Origin of the sequence: Desulfitobacterium sp. PCE1 (assembly GCF_000384015.1) — a bacterium.
In the GTDB taxonomy this organism is placed as follows: Bacteria; Bacillota; Desulfitobacteriia; order Desulfitobacteriales; family Desulfitobacteriaceae; genus Desulfitobacterium; species Desulfitobacterium dehalogenans.
The window spans coordinates 722,590-739,459 of record NZ_KB913023.1; the positions used below are offsets into that span (position 1 = coordinate 722,590).

Genomic DNA, 16,870 nt, shown 5'->3' on the forward strand with positions numbered 1-16,870 from the left:
ATGTCATAATGTATACAGAGTATATATCAACTTCTGAATGGTGATGAAGTTGACAATGTAGGCAAACAAAGCACTCAAGGTAGGGGATTTCATGATTACGTGGGATCAAGTCATCCAAAGAATGTTAAAGCGAAAAGAACTCTTGATTTTAACAGTTAAAGCCGTCTGTATCCTTTCTTTTGTTTGGGCGGCCCTGTTTTACATTTTGCTTTTTACTAATATTCCTTATTCGAAGTTAAATACAGTGGCTAATGGGATCCAGCTTTTCGCTGGATTAGCTATCGGCATGCTTGTGATCTGCTATGCTCGATTCAGCTTCGAGCGTTATTTAGTATTGGGAGTAGCTTTGGCTGTATTGAGTTGGACTTTGGGGCAGCTTTACTGGTTCTCTTTTATATTTCTTGACGGATCGTCACTTCCCTATCCATCGATTGCGGATCTAGGCTTTATGGGCACCTATTTTTTTCTGATTGGGGTAATTCACACAATCACAAAAAGGATACCTCAATATACCATTAAGATAAAGTATCGAAACCTATGGCCCTTAGGACTATTGCTAATTCCTGTTTTCTTGTCTCTAGTTGGGTCTAATACTCTACTGATCAATATTGATAACCTGGCTTTAACACTAGCTATAGGGTACACTTTGTGGAAAGCTCAGCCTATTTTTCCTATCACACGGTACCGGTTGTTTATAGCAGGTCTTTGTTTGCTATGCTTAAGCGATATGATATTTATGATATGTATCTGTTTGATACCTGATACGTATACACTTTCAACAGATGCTTTATTTCCGGCGGCCCTTTCCTTAACGGCTTATGGCTTTATGAAAGTTGAGGAGATGTCCGATGGGTGAGGCTATTTTTGTAGGAACCATTATTCCTCTTTTTTTTCTGGCAATTATTTTAAAAGGGGAAAATAGATTGCTGATACTCTTTTTCATCTGGGGCCTCATCGCTTTTGCGGTTTCACTGACGTTAAATAATGCTTTGGTTTGCCATTTTCAGATTAATACTCACCAACTTTCCATCACTTGGGCTCCGATTATTGAAGAATTTGTAAAAGCATTGCCACTTGGGTATTTTCTATTCAAATCGGAAAAGAAAATACCCATTGTTTATTTTGGGATAGCGGCAGGGATCGGGTTTTCCATCCAAGAAAATTATGTATATCTTTTAGAGCACATGCATGTAGATGGATCGCCGGTTCCCTTTATTGTCACTCGCAGTGTCACAACCTGTCTTATCCATGGAACGACTACAGGCATTGTTGGCTTTGGGCTTAGTATAGCGAGGCAATTAAACGGAATAATCTGGCCGTTGCTGTTTGGTCTCTATACTTTAGCGGTGACGATTCATGCCTTATATAATCTGTATATCTACTCAAGTTATCAATCCATTGGTTTGTTTATGCCGCTTTTTCTTTATTTGATAGGGTTTGCAGTGCTCAATATAAAGGAAAACAAGGGGCATTGAGAACTGATTTAAGAATCGGGATCCTGCTTCGAAGGGATGTGGGGAAGAACTATCGAATATCTGTAGAAGCAGATGATAAAGGGGATTGAACTATGAACCATAAGCACCAACAACTCATTACTGAATACACCCGGACCCGTCTCAATGAAGAAGCAGTCAGTATTGAGCGAGTCTATTTCTATAAAACTGATAAACGAGTGGATCCCAAGCAGGAGGAGCCCTTCTGGTACACAACAGGGGATATCCCCATCCTAATTTCAGCTCCCCATGCGGTTCGTCATTTTCGCCAGAAGAAGATTAAAATGTCCGACGAATATACCGGCTCCATCGCCTACTTGTTGAATAAGTTAACGGGTTGTCATGCCATTGCAGTCACTAAACTTTATGGTGGAGACCCGAACGTAGATAATCCTTGTATCTATAAAGAGAAACTTGCCTATTTGTGCAAGCAAAGCAAAATCAAGCTCCTTCTGGATATCCATGGGGCAGCTCGAGACAGGGAATTTGACGTAGATTTTGGGACTAATAATAAGAAGAACCTTCTCGGAAAAGTATGTACAGATGAAACCCTGGCACGGAGCTTTCAGAACTGCGGGTTCTCAAAAATCTCCTTCGACTATTTCGCAGCATCCGGCCCTAATACAATAGCCAATTTTGCAGCTAGAGAACTAGGGATTCCAGCTGTCCAGATTGAGATTAATAAGCATTATCGTGTCCCGGCTCAGAATCCTCAGGGGTTTCACCGCTTAATGGCAGCATTAGTGGAAAGCATTAGAAGTGTAGGCAGAGGGTAGCAAGAGTATTGATTGGCAAGAATCCAATGATAAAGTCAGGTGGAAAGTCATGATAAAAGGATATTAATCAAGAAGGAAGAATAAGATAGAGGAATAAGATAGAAGAATAGGACTAAGCAATAGATTCAAAAATAAGACATACTAAGCAAAGAGTTTACTCTATTCAAGAAAAGTGAAGAAGAAAAGGTGCCCTATGCAAAACATATTTGATTATCTCGATTGGCGAGGGGATTTAAGCTTTGCTCAGGATGGATTTAATGAAGTGGATAATTTAATCTTTTCAGTCTTAGCTTACCTTGAATTCGATGGTATTCTCCCATCAGAGGATTCAAGGGATTCAATATCCTTGACTGAGGCAGGGGAACAGTACTTCAAAGGACTTGCCCATCAGAAGCTCCGGAATAGTATCAACCCTTTCTTTCGGGAGATACCCAAACTATTGATTAAAGCCTCACTGACGACTCGCTTCAAAGAAGTTCAGTTATCCAGCTATGTGAATCTGGTGGATCATGAGATTTGCAACCAATTTTCCGCGACGGTCTTTTCCATCAATCAAGAGGAGCACTTTATTGCCTTTCGCGGTACAGACGATACCCTAGCCGGATGGAAAGAGGATTTTCAGATGAGTTTTAGGGATGAAGTCAAGGCCCAAAGGGATGCAATTTCCTATGTGGGAAAAATCGTAGGGAAATATTCGGGCAAGCTCTATTTAGGTGGCCATTCCAAAGGCGGAAATCTGGCGGTCTATGCTGCAGCGGCCATGGAACGTGAGGTTCAGGATCGAATCATTGGAGTGTATAACAATGATGGCCCAGGTTTTTTGACTCATGTCCTTGAACAGGAAGGATATCAGAGGCTCCTCGACCGGATTCACACCTTTGTTCCTAAATCCTCCGTGGTAGGGATGCTCCTTGAGCATGGGGAAGAGTACATTACGGTCAACAGCAATGGTTTGAGCGTTATGCAGCATAATGCTTTCTTTTGGGAGGTAAGAGGCGCCCATTTCGTCTATGAAAAAGGTTTAACCAAAGGGAGCAAGAATTTTAACAGGACTGTAAGGCTTTGGCTTAATCAATTGTCCATGGAGCAGAGAGCGGAATTCGTAGACGCTTTATTTGATATTCTTCAGGCCACCGGGGCTATGACGGTCAGCGATCTGTCCCAGAAAAAGCTATCCTTGGCTAACGATATGATTAAGAGCTATAAAACCTTAGATCCCTTGACCAAATCTCATTTAAAGAAGACCCTCAAAGTTTTCTTTGATAAAACGCAAAAGGTATGGATTTCATCCTTTGAAGCCGATGTGGCCTCTCTGTTAGCACGGACACCTAATAAAAAGAAAAGAAGTACTGTTGAAATACACAATTCAATTCAAGACAAAAAGGACAGAAGATAACCCGGTCACAATGAAGCGCCGGGTTATCTTCAATTTTCCGGAGCGGATTCTATGGGATCTCCGCTTTGCTTCCACAGGCGAAACCTTTGCAGGTCAGAGTCTACTTGCTTTAAGACTAAACCGAGGACAAACATATCGTCCACATAACCAACTCCTGGAATATAGTCAAAAAGAATATCAATAGGGGATAAAAAATAAATCAAGGCGGCAAAGATAGCGACAATGGATCCGGCAGGGATGTCTTGATATTCTTTGCTGATATAGGCTTTGACGATTTGAATCAATAACAGGATATCCTGGTAGACCTTATGGATAGGTGCCGTGTTAATGTTTAGTTTTTCTGCTTTAGTAAAGACAGCGTTCAGTTTATCTTGGGTGAGGTCGATATTTTGGAGGGTCTTTTTGGCGTCTTCTTGGTAATGTCTAAATTTTGTCATAATCTTATCTTTAAGATTTTGTCCAATCTGCATACCTTTGTCCTCCTTTGCCTTAAACATAGTATACCATGATAAGGGCAAAGTAATTAAAAAATAGATGAAGGGAATGACCCTGTGTCATTCCCTTTAGGTAGCAAAAATTATCAGTAAAGGGGTTGTCTTAGCCAATTAAAGCCTTCTCTACAGTTTCAAAGCCAATACGTTCAATCATTTGAGCAAAGCGTTCACCTTTATTGCCATGTTCCTTATAATATTGAATCGCTTTTTCAATGATCCCGGTAGCTTCATCTAAAGTATAAAGACCTTGGATTTCTCGACCTAAGGATTGTTTACGAGCGGCCATCCCTCCAAGACTGATGGCGACTTGGTCTTTTTTCTTACCGATGATGCCGATGCAGCCCACATGAGGCATGGAACAGTTATTAAAACAGCCGCTGGTGATGATTCTGAGTTTACCAGGCAGGGTCACGTCATAATACCCTTTATAAATCTTTTCATCGAGTTGGCTGGTGTAAGCTTCAGTGTCAAAAAGGCTAAATTTGCATATAGCCCCTTTACAGGTGGTTATGGGCCTTGGTCTGGGTCCTGTAGAGCCGATGCTTAAACCGACTTCAGCGAGAGCTAGAGATACCCCATCCAGGTTATCTAATAGAATACCAGGGATCTCGATATTTTGCCTTTGGGTGAGGTAGAAATACCCTTTTCCATAGTGTTCACAGATTTCGCTTACTCTTTTGGATTGTTGGGCATTCATTTTCCCTCCAGGAATGACCACCCTACAGGAAAAATGCTCCCCATCTTTATTGAGAAGGAACCCCTTACCCTTTAAAAGGGCAGCCTGTTCTGGAATTGTGGACATGTAAACTTCTCCTCTCTAATCACCTTATCTAAAGCAAATATTATTGTTTTGAACCATAAGAAAAGGAATCAGTTTGCAGCTCTTTGAGCCTCTGTGTAAAATGTGCTTTAACCTGTTCCACATATTCAGGTTTCAGAGAGTAACGGCTTAAGACCCGAGTGAAGTCTCGATCCAGGCCGTAAGTTCCATATTCATACCATTCGGCTTCCAAATGGCAGACGGCCTTGACTTGATCGTAGATATAGGGAGTACCGCAAAAGGTTTCAAACAGCGTGCTTAATTCCTGAGCTATCTGCTCTTGGGGTAAAAAAAGATTAAAAGGACTTTTAGCTCTCTCTGATTCATAGATCCCATCATCTTCCCATACAAAGGGTTTATCACAACGGTCGAGAATTTCTTCACAGGTTTTTATCATCTTTTCTTTTTCACTAATGGATAAAGACATCTATAACACCTCTGTAGTTTATTTATGAGAGCATGTATTTAGGTCCATAATCGAATCCCCTGTGGGATCAACGAAAAATGGGCGGGTGTAAATCCCAGGTGTTCCCCATCCAGCTCCAAGTAAGCTGAAGGGTTAGAAATAATGGAGATTTCTTTACCGCGATAGACTGTAACACCCGGCACCTCAAGATGGTGACCTTGATAAATTTTGGGCAAATGGCGCAAGACTTTGAATATAGGGAGGTCGCCGAGAACAATAATATTGAAAAGGCCATCATCAAGCTCAGCATGAGGGGCAATCATCATCCCTCCTCCGACAAAGCGCCCATTGCCAATCCAGATACTATTGGTTGGACCATTGACCACGACTTTTCCATCGATGACACATTTCATATTTTTATTTTCGTAGGTCAAGATGGTCAGGATACCACCGAGGAGGAAGGAGAGTTTGCCGCCGAGGAATTTGCTGCGCTGATTGATTTGGCTGACCGCCACTCCTCCCAAACCCACATCCGCTGCATTGAGAAAATAACGAGTGTATAATTGACCGGAGGCATCTTCATATTGAACGAGTCCACAATCAATAGGAATGATTTTTTCCCGCTGAAGAACTTCCAGTAGGGATGGGAGCCCTCGTTTTTGATTGAGGGTGCGCTGAAAATCTCCCCCAGTTCCATGGGAGAGAACAGCAAGGCTTGCTTCAGGATTAATAAGCTTTTGATCGGCAAAAAATCCATTTACAACCTCGTTAAGAGTACCATCGCCACCGACAGAGAGAATTTGCGCGTAATTTTGTAAGGCCTGCCGAGTAAGAGTGGTGGCATCCCCTGGTCCCGTGGTGTATGCAAATCCAAGATTAATCCCCTGATCAAGAAGGCTCTTATAAATTTTGGGCCAGATTCTTCGAGTTTGTCCGTTAGCCGATGCTGGGTTGACGACAGCAAACCATGGGTTATTATTCATTACCTTATCCTCTAAGGAACTATGGTAACAGGGCAGCTTGTTTCATGAAGAACATGAGTTGCTACACTACCCAGGATTGCTCGTTTAACGGCACCGAGTCCTCGGTATCCCATAACAATGTTGTCTACGGCACTTTTTTGAGCCTCTTTACAGATTTCTCTTCCAGGGTCACCTGTGCGCAGAAGCGTATGGATGGATGCGATGGAATCTTTAGCGATTTCCAGAGAGTGATCGAGAACTTCTTTGCTGGCTTCTTCTTGCATAGTCTTAATCTGTTCTTGGGTGGCAAAGCGTTTTATATTGGGTGTGTTATAATTGGGCTGAACATTTAAAAAGATAAGAAGATCGTCCTCGCAACGTGCCAGAGTAAGAGCATAGCGAATGGCTTTGTCAGAATTCGGAGAACCGTCTACAGGTACCAGGATTTTTGTCATATGTAATCACTTCCTTGATTAAGCTTGTCCATTTTACCTCATTTTATATCATCCCATAGAAAAGTTAAACTATAAACCTTTTTTATACTATCTGACTGTATAAGTTATAATTTTTTTGCTAATAATCTAGGAGAAAAGGATCCACCCCATATGATATCTTTGATTCCGGGATGTTTAAAGCACTAAACTAATCATAGAGAATGGCACGGGCTTAACCTAAGTTTGTCCGGCCATTTTTTATTCATTACAACTATCAGAGGGTTAGCCAAGTTTTGTATTATGACATGTATTAGGGAAGAAGGGATTGTCTTGTTCTTAGAGAAATTAATGAAAGGAAGACCAAATTAGGAAATAAAAGGGGGATTTAGATGGGCCGAAGTGATGGGAGGCTTCTTAAGTCTCTAAGCCCTTTTGTAAGGATTATTCCCCATATTATGACCAGACGAAGCGATGCACAAAATTTTTATAAGCAAGTCGTTGTTGTGGATAAAATAGACCAATATATTAAAGAAAAGAAAGCTCAAGGAATTGAGCTCAATTACTTGCATCTATTCATTGGGGTCTATGTGCGTGTTCTTGCCCAACGCCCACAGTTGAATCGCTTTGTCATGAACAATAGAATCTATGCTCGACATGATATCCTTATTTCCATGGCTATTAAGCGTTATTTAAAAGATGAAGGCGAAGAAACAACGGTAAAATTCTTCTTTACAGGCCTGGAAAGCATCGAAGAAATTGTCGAGATAGTGGATCGAACCATAAAGGAAAGTTGTGCAGCAGGAACCGTCAATGATGTGGATACCATCGCACGTGGCATTATGTCCTTGCCTAATGGCCTGGTGAAGCTTCTAGTAGGGACGCTGAAGGAGATGGATCGGCTTAATCTATTGCCCAGAAAAATTATTGAAGCCAGTCCTTTTCACACCTCACTTTTTTTTACCTATCTCAAATCGATTAATCTGGATTTTATTTATCATCACCTCTACGATTTTGGTACTACAGGGATTTTTGTTGCCTTAGGGAAGGTCAAAAAACTACCCGTAGTTGAGGGGGAGCAGGTAGTGGTTAAAAAATGCTGTGAGATCGGCTATGCCTTAGACGAACGCATCTGTGACGGACTCTACTACTCCAATTCCTTTAAATTAGTCAAGAAATACCTAACCAATCCTTATCTCCTTGACGAAAGGCTGGAGAAGGTGGAAGAAGATGTTCACTAGCATTAGGTCAAGACAGTTCTAATGGCAAGAAATAAAATTTTGTTTACAATGTTTCGAGTGTGCGCATACTAGTCCAGATTATTGAATAGGGAGGTACACTATTTAATGCAATTATCAGCTAGAAATCAGTTAAAAGGTAAAATTACTGGAATCAAAAACGGTCCCGTGTCAACTGAAGTAGTTTTAGATATTAACGGACAGTCAATCACGGCAAGTATAACTTCGAATTCAGCAGAGTCCTTGGGATTAAATGTAGGCGATGATGCAATTGCAATTATCAAAGCAAGTTCAGTCATGATTGGTCTTGAATAATTCTTAAAAAAGTTTTTTCTTTCTTTTTAATCGGCTAATTACCTCCTATGAATAGAAGTTTAACTCTACCATAGGAGGTAATTGTTTTACTATCCAGAAAGCAACTTCCACTTTTTATCTGATAGGCTTGAACTTATTGTAAGATTTTTCATGTACGAATTAAGAAAAAGTTAATAAATGCGTACTCAATCCTTGAGGACTAGGCTAGACATGATCAGGTATAATACGTTTATGGATTGCGTCATATATTGAAGAGGGGAATGCGGCTACCCATTCAGAAACTGAATTGATATAATAGGCGTGGTGTATTTAAATCAATGGAATGTAATAGGAGGAATTATGGCAATTGTAGAGATTTTTAAAGCGATTTTACTGGGTATTGTAGAGGGAATTACAGAATGGCTGCCCATCAGTAGCACAGGGCATATGATATTGGTGGATGAATTTATTAAGCTGAATATGTCTAAGGCATTTATGGAAATGTTTTTTGTGGTCATTCAGTTGGGAGCGATTATGGCTGTTGTACTGTTGTATTGGAAGAAGCTTAATCCCTTTACTTTCGATAGAGGGGTTTCCATTAAGCAAGAGACCATAGAAATGTGGTTTAAAATCATCGTGGCTTGTATTCCGGCAGGAGTCATCGGTATATTGTGGGATGATGTATTTAACGCTCTTTTTTATAACTATCAAACCGTCGCTGTTATGCTGATTTTATTTGGAGTTCTCTTTATTGTCATTGAAAATTACAATAAGGGAAAGAGGCCTCGTGTTAATCAGTTATCACAAATTACTTACACGACAGCTTTCATGATCGGAATCTTTCAATTGATTGCCGCCATATTCCCTGGAACTTCCCGTTCTGGAGCGACGATTGTGGGAGGCCTTTTGCTGGGAGTTTCCCGAACTGTAGCGGCTGAATTCACTTTTTTTCTCGCTATTCCCGTCATGTTTGGGGCCAGTGCACTTAAGCTCTTGAAGTTTGGCTTTAGCTTTACAGGTCCGGAGTTGATGATCTTATTAATAGGAATGGTAGTCGCCTTCATAGTATCTGTAATTTCCATTAAATTTTTAATGGGATATATTAAAAAGAATGATTTTAAGGTCTTTGGCTGGTACCGCATCATATTAGGTGTGATTGTGCTCTTGTATTTCTCGGCTAGGACTGTTATAGGCTAGTTTTTGTATTAGTAAGAATGAAATTGTGAATGGGGGAAACATAATGAAAAAATGGCTGATTCCCGTAGGGATAATCCTTATCCTGGTTATGATCCTTGGGTCAGGTTATAATAATTTAGTTACTCTTTCTGAGACTGTGGACAATAGTTGGAGCCAGGTAGAGAACCAGCTTCAGCGCAGAGCGGATCTCATTCCCAACTTGGTTAATACCGTTAAGGGATATGCCGAGCATGAAAGTGAAGTGTTTACGGATATAGCCGATGCCAGATCCCGATTGATTGGAGCAGGCAGTGTGGGAGAGGCCGCTGAGGCGGATGCAGCGCTTAGCAGTGCTTTGAGCCGATTATTGGCTATCTCTGAAAGCTATCCCCAGTTAAAGGCTGATGCTAATTTCCGGGCATTACAGGACGAACTGGCAGGGACGGAAAACCGCATCACTACAGCTCGGATGGACTATAACAATGTGGTTCAATCTTATAATACAAAGATAAAACATTTGCCTACCAATCTTTATGCGGGAATTCTTGGTTTTGACGAGCGAGAGTATTTTAAGGCTGACGCGGATGCCCATGAAGCCCCGACTGTGGATTTTTCCAAGTAACAACCTATCCAGATACACAGTCAAAGCTCAAGCTACATTTGATTATATAACAGGTATAGGTTAAGTGAAGGGAATGAAGCCCATGAAGAGGAAACTCCTGCTTGCCGGATTGGTACTGTTCTTCTTTACGATAGTTTCTCCTTTGCAGGCGGCTACCCCTTCGATCCCGCAGCCCACCCGTGATTTTTTTGTGCTGGATGAAGCTAATGTTCTCAATACAAGCACCGAGCGGATTATTGTTCAAAACTCGGCAGCCTTAGAACAAAAGACCAAAGCCCAGATCGTGGTGGTTACGGTCAACGATTTGAAAGGGTATGAGCCGGAGGAATACGCCCTAACCATCTTAAGAGAATGGGGGATCGGTGATAAAAAGCTAAACAATGGCTTGCTGATTCTAGTGTCCCCTAATGAACGAGTTTCACGAATTGAGGTTGGGTATGGATTGGAAGGCGCTCTTCCTGATGCAAAGACCGGTCGAATCCAAGATGAATACATGATCCCATATTTCCAGGAGAACGATTATAATCAAGGCATCTTGAATGGGTATCGGGCTTTTGTTCAGGAAGTCGCGGAGGAGTATCAAGTGGCGATAGATATTGATTCTCCCCAAGCCTTGTACGCCTCGTCCGATTATAATAACGAAACAGATACTATGGCTTCCTTACCCCTTGGGGTTAAAATCCTAGCCTTTTTCGGCATCGCCTTCCTATTTTATATTGATCACCGTTATTTTAATGGCTTTATCTTCGGCATGATTATTGGTATGCTCATGAGAGGTGGCCGTGGTGGCGGCGGAGGCGGAGGCTTCGGTGGAGGAGGTTTCGGCGGTGGTGGAGGTTCCGGTGGAGGCGGAGGTAGTACACGACGTTGGTAAACTTTAGTGTAAGGCTTAGTATTCTTGACACTTTAATGATTAGGGTGCTATGATACAGAAAAGGGAATAGTGCTGGGGAGCTGGAAAACGGCTGAGAGGGAAACGAGTGTTTCCGACCCATCGACCTGATCTAGGTAATGCTAGCGGAGGGACTTAAGATGCATGAGCTTCTGGCTCCATGCCCTGAATTGTTTGAAAAACCTTCTGGCTGCAGAAGGTTTTTTTGTTTAATACATTAATGGAAGAAGGAGAAAAAGAAATGATTAATGCAAGTGTAGCTATTCAAGTATTACCGGCTGTGGAAGGACAAGAAGTGATTCGTGTGGTGGATAAGGTCATTGAATACATAAAATCCTCCGGTCTCAATGTCTATGTGGGCCCTTTTGAGACTACCATCGAAGGGGAGTATGACCAACTTATGGAGATAGTCAAACGCTGCCAGATGATCTGCATTGAGGAGGGGGCACCCAGTGTTATGTCCTATGTAAAAATTAGCTATAAGCCGGAAGGCGGGATTTGGACCATTGATGAAAAGGTTACAAAACATCACCAATAAGCTTTACCCAATGGCAGTACTTCTGCTTTTGCTCATCCTTTGGTACCTGGTGACCTTTTTTGAGGTAGTGCCCAAATTCATGCTTCCATCTCCTGGGGATGTAATCCATGCCTTAGTGGGTTCTTTTCCTGAGCTAATGAAGCACACTCAGGTCACTTTGACAGAAGCTTTCGTGGGATTAGCCCTCAGTATTCTTTTAGCTTTTTGGATTGCGCTTTTAATGGATCGTTTCGATGCACTCTATAAGGCGTTCCATCCCATCTTGGTAATCACTCAGACCATCCCCACGGTGGCCATAGCCCCTTTGTTGGTGTTGTGGCTGGGCTACGATATGGCACCAAAGATTACTCTTATTGTTTTGACCTGTTTTTTTCCTATGACCATTGCTCTTTTAGGAGGATTTAAATCATCGGACCAAGACGCTATGAATCTTATGCGAGCTATGGGAGCTAAAAAGTGGCAAATCTACCGGTATATTAAGCTGCCCAATGCCCTGCCCGGTTTTTTTTCGGGACTACGCATCTCGGTGTCCTATTCTATCGTCGGTGCAGTTATCGCCGAATGGCTGGGAGGAAACAGTGGCCTTGGAGTATATATGACCCGGGTCAGAAAATCCTATTCCTTTGATAAAATGTTTGCAGTAATTTTTTTGATCATCATATTAAGCTTAGTGCTTATGAAATGTGTGGAGCTCTTGGAACGAAAAGCAATGCCCTGGGCACAGATCGGTGAACAGCAGAGAGAAGGGTAAGAGTCAAAAAGTATTTAAGGAGAATGTTGAGATGAAGAAACGATTCTTTGCAATAGTTATGAGTGTTTTCATGGTTTTAGGTATAGCCGGCTGCAGTGCTCAAAATACTGGTAACGGTGGAAATGGACAGCAAGGTGTACAGGAGAATAAGAAAATCACCTTTGTCCTGGACTGGACGCCGAACACTAATCACACCGGTGTCTATGTGGCTAAAGAATTGGGCTATTTCCAAGAAGCGGGTTTTGAGGTGGATATTGTACAACCGCCTGAAGGAGGCGCATTACCCCTGGTAGCTGCCGGTAAAGCTGAATTTTGCGTAACCTTCCAAGAAGAGCTTGCGGCTGCTCTTACCTCGGACAGTCCGCTGGATATGGTAGCTGTAGGGACTATTTTGCAGCACAATACTTCGGGAATTATCTCTCTTAAAGAAGATAACATCACCAGCCCGAAGGGAATGGAGAACAAGGTCTACGCTACTTGGGATTCTCCTGTGGAAAAGGCTATTATCAAGCAAGTTATCGAAAAAGACGGTGGTAACTATGACGCCATCAAGATGATCCCTAATACAGTAACGGATGTGATTTCTGCCCTGAAAACGGATGTGGATGCTGTCTGGGTATATTATGGATGGGATGGTATAGCTACAGAAGTCAAAGGCCTGGACACCAATTATTTTGCGTTTAAGGATATTGACCCTGTCTTAGATTATTACACCCCGGTTATTGCGGCCAGTCCTAAATACTTAGAAGAAAATGAAGATACAGCTAAAAACTTTTTGGCTGCTGTAGCTAAAGGATATGAATACACCATAGCTCACCCTGAAGAAGCGGCTGAAATTCTTGTCAAGCATGCCCCGGAATTGGATCTGGACCTTATAACTGCCAGCCAAAAGTATTTGGCCAAGGAATATAAAGCTGAAGTTGAGCAGTGGGGCTTCATCGATCAAGCCCGTTGGGATAATTTCTATACTTGGATGGCGGATAATCAATTGATCTCCAAAAGGATTGAGGCAGGACAAGGCTTTACCAATGCCTATCTGCCCAAGTAAAGATGAATAAGATAAGGCTTGAGACGCGAAACATCTCAAAGGGTTTTGCGGGAGAATTAACAATCGAAAATATCAATATCAGACTTGGTGAAAAGGAACTGGTAAGCCTCCTGGGAGTGAGCGGCATTGGTAAAAGCACGCTTTTTAATGTGATTGCCGGTGTCCTTACCCCTGATTCCGGGCAGGTGCTTCTCAACGCTCAGGATATTACAGGGCAGGCCGGTAAAGTAAGCTATATGCAGCAAAAGGATTTGATGCAGCCTCACTTAACCGTGTTGGACAATGTGGCACTGCCTCTCTTTATCCGAGGAATAAAAAAGAGCTTGGCTCGGGAAGAAGCTTCCAGTCATTTCAAAGAGTTCGGATTAGAAGGAACCGAGAAGAAGTACCCTACCCAGCTTTCCGGAGGGATGCGGCAAAGAGCCGCCCTGCTCAGAACCTATATGTTCTCTCAAGATGTAGCTCTTTTTGATGAGCCTTTTTCTGCTTTGGATGCCATTACCAAGAGTGCCATGCATCGCTGGTACTTGGACCTCATGGGCCGAATCAATATGTCCTCTTTATTTATTACTCATGATATCGATGAGGCCATCCTACTTTCCGATAGAATATATATTATGACCGGACCTCCAGGGATAATCGCCCATGAGATTGTCATCGATATCCCGCGACCCCGGGGAGAAGAATTCCGAATATCCGATGCCTTTATGGGGTACAAAAGGCAGATCATTAAGTTGTTAAGCTAATAGGATTAACTTTGGGCGCATCAACGGTGAGCATTATTATAAATAGGCACTACGTGGATTAGATTGGAGGGTATTTGGAAAGACTTTTAGCTTTCCAGTACCCTTTCTTTGTTTTAGTATTCTTATGCAACGGGAGTATAGATTTGTACGTATCAGATTTGCCCCCCTATTTGAGTCTATTATTTATATATATAAGAATCCTCTATGGATGGATATTGAATAAAGATGGTCAAAGCTCAATATGGTGGTTATACTAAAAGTAGTATCAAAATGGGATGAGTCCTATGATTTTATTTCCAGTGGAAATTCTTGAGCATAAGAGACTAAAATAGTATTGGACATAAACAAGGAGGTTAGCATCATGAAAAAACGCACTTTAATGATGGGAGTTTTTACAGTTCTTTTAGCGCTGCTTTTCTTAGGCGGATGTGGTATAAAGCAGGACAATTCCCCTAATGGCTCGAACACTGGTGAACCACAAAACAACAATGAGCAGCCGGCACAAGAGGATTTGCTTGCGAACTATCTTGCTTACCAGGAAAACACCAAATATGTGTATGAGGGACAGGGCAATGAGTATGCCTCCTTTACCACCTATGTGGATTACATCAAAGGAGGCAAGGTGCAGCTGAGGACGAACAATGGGGGGACAGAGACTGTTCGCGTTCTGGGACTTGACGCTGGTCGGATGATACAGCTTCTGGCCCAAGGAGAAACCTATTACCGGGAAGATCTCACCCAGAGCTCCTCGCTCAATACCAGTGGGGATGTTCTTCTAAAGGAGCCCTTGACCAAAGGTACATCCTGGACCCTGGCAGATAATCGTAAACGCACCATTACCAATGTGAATATGGACCTTTCAACTCCTTCCGGAAATTATAAAGTTATAGAAGTGACGACAGAAGGTAAGGATAACACAATTACGGACTACTATGCTCCCAATGTAGGGCTAGTCAAGACTGTGTATAAAGGTACAGATGGCTATGAAGTAATATCGACCTTAAGCAAATTGGAAAAAGACACGCCATTGGTTCAAAACGTGAAGGTCTATGATCCCAATATTAACGATGACAAAATCTATACGACCCAAACTCAACTGTCCTTTAAAACCAACGATATTACAAAGCAGATCTTTGAAGAAGAATTCAAAAAGCAGGCAAATCATGGTAGACTTATTGGCGATAATGTAAAGATAAAGAGCCTTTATCTTAATCAGGATGGCCGAGTCTATATAGACTTTACCAAGAATTTTGTCAGAGAAATGAACGCAGGATCGGGGTATGAAGGGATGATTCTGCAGAGCATTGTCAATACTCTAGGCAATTATTATGGGGCTTCGGAAGTCTACCTTACCCTGGAAGGGGAGCCCTATGCATCAGGGCATATTGAGATGAAAAAAGGGGAGTTCTTCAAAGTCAACATGGATAATGTAATAGAAGGATAATTCTAAAAGCGGCAATCAGTATTAGGAGTTCAGGCGGAGTTCAATCTGCCTGAACATTTCTTTTTGCCTTATCAGACTTATGATAGATTCACTTTGAGTCTTGTACTTACAGCACTTTTATGGTCTAATAGATGCGTGGCTATTTTAAATGAAACATCGTTTCAAAATAAGGGGGACTCCTTAAGTGCTTGAACGTCATCCGATTAAATATTTGGCTCCTGCCTGGTTTGCTGTAATTATGGGTACAGGAGGTCTAGCAAATATATTTTTTCTATGGCAAAATTCATTTCCTTTAGGGCATTTTTTAGGTATAGCATTGGCTGCCTTAGCAGATATTCTCTATTTTTGTGTGCTCATTCCTTGGGTGATCCGTTGGCTTAAGTATTTTCCTTATGCCTACCGTGATTTGAATCATCCTCTGGCAGGTAATTTTTTTGTGACCATGCCCGTGGCTACGGTAATTTTCGGAACCAATATCTATCTAATATGGAGTAAATACTTAAGTGAGACTCTAATCTATTCCTTGATCTTCACCTTTTGGGTTATTGCTATTATCGGGGTGACCTTCTTCACCTTTTACACTACCTTTAGAATGATGCGGGTGGAAGAGACACCCAGACCGGAAATGATCAATTTTTCTTGGATTATGGCTCCTATAGCCAATATGGCCGTTTCCCTGATTGGCAATCCTGTATTGGAGCTTACCATGAAACTTCATTCTTCCTGGAGCGTATCCGTTCTCCTTATGAATACCGCCTTATTTGGGATCGGATTTTTTCTCTTTATCTTTATTAGCGCGATTGTTTTTGTTCGCTTGGCTAATCACCCTCTTCCGCCTGCGGACACCATACCCTCTTTCGGGATTTTTCTCAGTGCGGTAGGGCTGGCGGTCAGTGCGATTATTGATGCTTCAAAGAATGCTCAAGAGCTTGGACTGTTAGCTTCAACGGACTTGGCCAATCTTATTGCAGTGGTCATATGGGGATTTGGTGCTTGGATTGTAGGCATCATCACGATTATCAGTGTACATCAGCTTCGCAAAGGTGGAATTCCCTTTAGCATGGGTTGGTGGGCCTATATCTTTCCCCTGGCAGCTTACACCCTATGCAGTCAAAAGATCGCTGCTGTATTTATCACTCCGCTAACCACAGGTTATACAGCTCTTTTGACGGTTCTTTTAGCTGTTCTTTGGGTATATACATTTGCGAACACAGCTCGTGGTGCAGTTAGCGGAAAACTATTCGTTGGAACTCCCATTCTAAAAGATTCTCAAAGAGAAAAATATCCTTCGGCCTGTAAGGCTGATTATGGTCAATCAGCGTTTCCTTTAAAATAAATGTTAG

20 protein-coding genes and 1 riboswitch are annotated in these 16,870 nt (G+C 42.0%); of the genes, 15 read left to right on the top strand and 5 right to left on the bottom strand.

Annotated features, from left to right (window positions below; all coding sequences use genetic code 11):
• The first annotated feature begins 91 nt into the window (after positions 1-91).
• The 4 genes from DESPCE1_RS0103580 to DESPCE1_RS0103595 all read left to right on the top strand — a co-directional run bounded on the left by DESPCE1_RS0103580 (position 92) and on the right by DESPCE1_RS0103595 (position 3,665).
• Positions 92-856, top strand: a complete 765-nt coding sequence (locus DESPCE1_RS0103580) for a hypothetical protein (RefSeq protein ID WP_014792673.1) — start codon at positions 92-94, stop codon at positions 854-856.
• The gene (locus DESPCE1_RS0103585) at positions 849-1,475 is read left to right on the top strand and encodes a PrsW family glutamic-type intramembrane protease (protein ID WP_014792674.1); all 627 of its coding nucleotides are present in this window, start codon (positions 849-851) and stop codon (positions 1,473-1,475) included. Before DESPCE1_RS0103580 ends, DESPCE1_RS0103585 begins: the two co-directional genes overlap by 8 nt.
• Before the next feature lie 92 nt (positions 1,476-1,567).
• Positions 1,568-2,269, top strand: a complete 702-nt coding sequence (locus DESPCE1_RS0103590) for a hypothetical protein (RefSeq protein WP_014792675.1) — start codon at positions 1,568-1,570, stop codon at positions 2,267-2,269.
• Positions 2,270-2,462: 193 nt separating this feature from the next.
• Positions 2,463-3,665: a DUF2974 domain-containing protein gene (locus DESPCE1_RS0103595; protein ID WP_019849497.1), complete on the top strand. Its 1,203-nt coding sequence runs from the start codon at positions 2,463-2,465 to the stop codon at positions 3,663-3,665.
• A 29-nt stretch (positions 3,666-3,694) separates the two neighbouring features.
• On the opposite strand, the gene DESPCE1_RS0103600 is transcribed toward DESPCE1_RS0103595, so the two are convergent.
• The 5 genes from DESPCE1_RS0103600 to DESPCE1_RS0103620 all read right to left on the bottom strand — a co-directional run bounded on the left by DESPCE1_RS0103600 (position 3,695) and on the right by DESPCE1_RS0103620 (position 6,802).
• Complete coding sequence (locus tag DESPCE1_RS0103600) at positions 3,695-4,135, bottom strand: YkvA family protein (protein ID WP_014792677.1); 441 nt, start codon at positions 4,133-4,135, stop codon at positions 3,695-3,697.
• A 127-nt stretch (positions 4,136-4,262) separates the two neighbouring features.
• Entirely contained in the window at positions 4,263-4,961 is a 699-nt protein-coding gene (locus tag DESPCE1_RS23570) for a sulfite reductase subunit beta (RefSeq protein ID WP_014792678.1), read from the bottom strand.
• A 40-nt stretch (positions 4,962-5,001) separates the two neighbouring features.
• Positions 5,002-5,406 (bottom strand): hypothetical protein, encoded by a 405-nt coding sequence (locus tag DESPCE1_RS23575; RefSeq protein ID WP_014792679.1) that lies wholly within the window; start codon positions 5,404-5,406, stop codon positions 5,002-5,004.
• 38 nt (positions 5,407-5,444) lie between these two features.
• Positions 5,445-6,368 (bottom strand): diacylglycerol kinase family protein, encoded by a 924-nt coding sequence (locus DESPCE1_RS0103615; protein WP_019849498.1) that lies wholly within the window; start codon positions 6,366-6,368, stop codon positions 5,445-5,447.
• Between the two features lie 11 nt (positions 6,369-6,379).
• Positions 6,380-6,802 (bottom strand): universal stress protein, encoded by a 423-nt coding sequence (locus DESPCE1_RS0103620; RefSeq protein ID WP_019849499.1) that lies wholly within the window; start codon positions 6,800-6,802, stop codon positions 6,380-6,382.
• Positions 6,803-7,170: 368 nt separating this feature from the next.
• Here DESPCE1_RS0103620 and DESPCE1_RS0103625 point away from each other — a divergent pair, with 368 nt between their 5' ends.
• The 11 genes from DESPCE1_RS0103625 to DESPCE1_RS0103675 all read left to right on the top strand — a co-directional run bounded on the left by DESPCE1_RS0103625 (position 7,171) and on the right by DESPCE1_RS0103675 (position 16,863).
• On the top strand, positions 7,171-8,019 hold the full coding sequence (locus DESPCE1_RS0103625) for a 2-oxo acid dehydrogenase subunit E2 (RefSeq protein WP_014792682.1): 849 nt from the start codon (positions 7,171-7,173) through the stop codon (positions 8,017-8,019).
• Positions 8,020-8,124: 105 nt separating this feature from the next.
• Entirely contained in the window at positions 8,125-8,331 is a 207-nt protein-coding gene (locus DESPCE1_RS0103630; protein ID WP_014792683.1) for a molybdopterin-binding protein, read from the top strand.
• Between the two features lie 339 nt (positions 8,332-8,670).
• Positions 8,671-9,507 (top strand): undecaprenyl-diphosphate phosphatase, encoded by an 837-nt coding sequence (locus tag DESPCE1_RS0103635; protein WP_019849500.1) that lies wholly within the window; start codon positions 8,671-8,673, stop codon positions 9,505-9,507.
• A 43-nt stretch (positions 9,508-9,550) separates the two neighbouring features.
• Entirely contained in the window at positions 9,551-10,108 is a 558-nt protein-coding gene (locus DESPCE1_RS0103640; RefSeq protein ID WP_019849501.1) for a LemA family protein, read from the top strand.
• An 82-nt stretch (positions 10,109-10,190) separates the two neighbouring features.
• Positions 10,191-10,982 (top strand): YgcG family protein, encoded by a 792-nt coding sequence (locus DESPCE1_RS0103645; RefSeq protein WP_019849502.1) that lies wholly within the window; start codon positions 10,191-10,193, stop codon positions 10,980-10,982.
• Between the two features lie 63 nt (positions 10,983-11,045).
• Positions 11,046-11,152: riboswitch (TPP riboswitch) on the top strand.
• Positions 11,153-11,241: 89 nt separating this feature from the next.
• A complete protein-coding gene (locus DESPCE1_RS0103650; RefSeq protein ID WP_014792687.1) occupies positions 11,242-11,538 on the top strand; it encodes a thiamine-binding protein in 297 nt (98 codons plus the stop codon).
• Positions 11,507-12,289: an ABC transporter permease gene (locus DESPCE1_RS0103655; protein WP_028305445.1), complete on the top strand. Its 783-nt coding sequence runs from the start codon at positions 11,507-11,509 to the stop codon at positions 12,287-12,289. The genes DESPCE1_RS0103650 and DESPCE1_RS0103655 overlap by 32 nt, the downstream gene beginning before the upstream one ends.
• A 31-nt stretch (positions 12,290-12,320) precedes the next feature.
• Positions 12,321-13,337 (top strand): ABC transporter substrate-binding protein, encoded by a 1,017-nt coding sequence (locus DESPCE1_RS0103660; RefSeq protein ID WP_019849505.1) that lies wholly within the window; start codon positions 12,321-12,323, stop codon positions 13,335-13,337.
• A gap of 2 nt (positions 13,338-13,339) precedes the next feature.
• Positions 13,340-14,083 (top strand): ABC transporter ATP-binding protein, encoded by a 744-nt coding sequence (locus tag DESPCE1_RS0103665; RefSeq protein WP_014792690.1) that lies wholly within the window; start codon positions 13,340-13,342, stop codon positions 14,081-14,083.
• Positions 14,084-14,444: 361 nt separating this feature from the next.
• Positions 14,445-15,527, top strand: coding sequence for a GerMN domain-containing protein (locus DESPCE1_RS0103670; RefSeq protein WP_019849506.1), 1,083 nt, complete (start codon positions 14,445-14,447; stop codon positions 15,525-15,527).
• Between the two features lie 184 nt (positions 15,528-15,711).
• Positions 15,712-16,863: a C4-dicarboxylate ABC transporter gene (locus DESPCE1_RS0103675; protein WP_019849507.1), complete on the top strand. Its 1,152-nt coding sequence runs from the start codon at positions 15,712-15,714 to the stop codon at positions 16,861-16,863.
• Positions 16,864-16,870 lie beyond the last annotated feature (7 nt).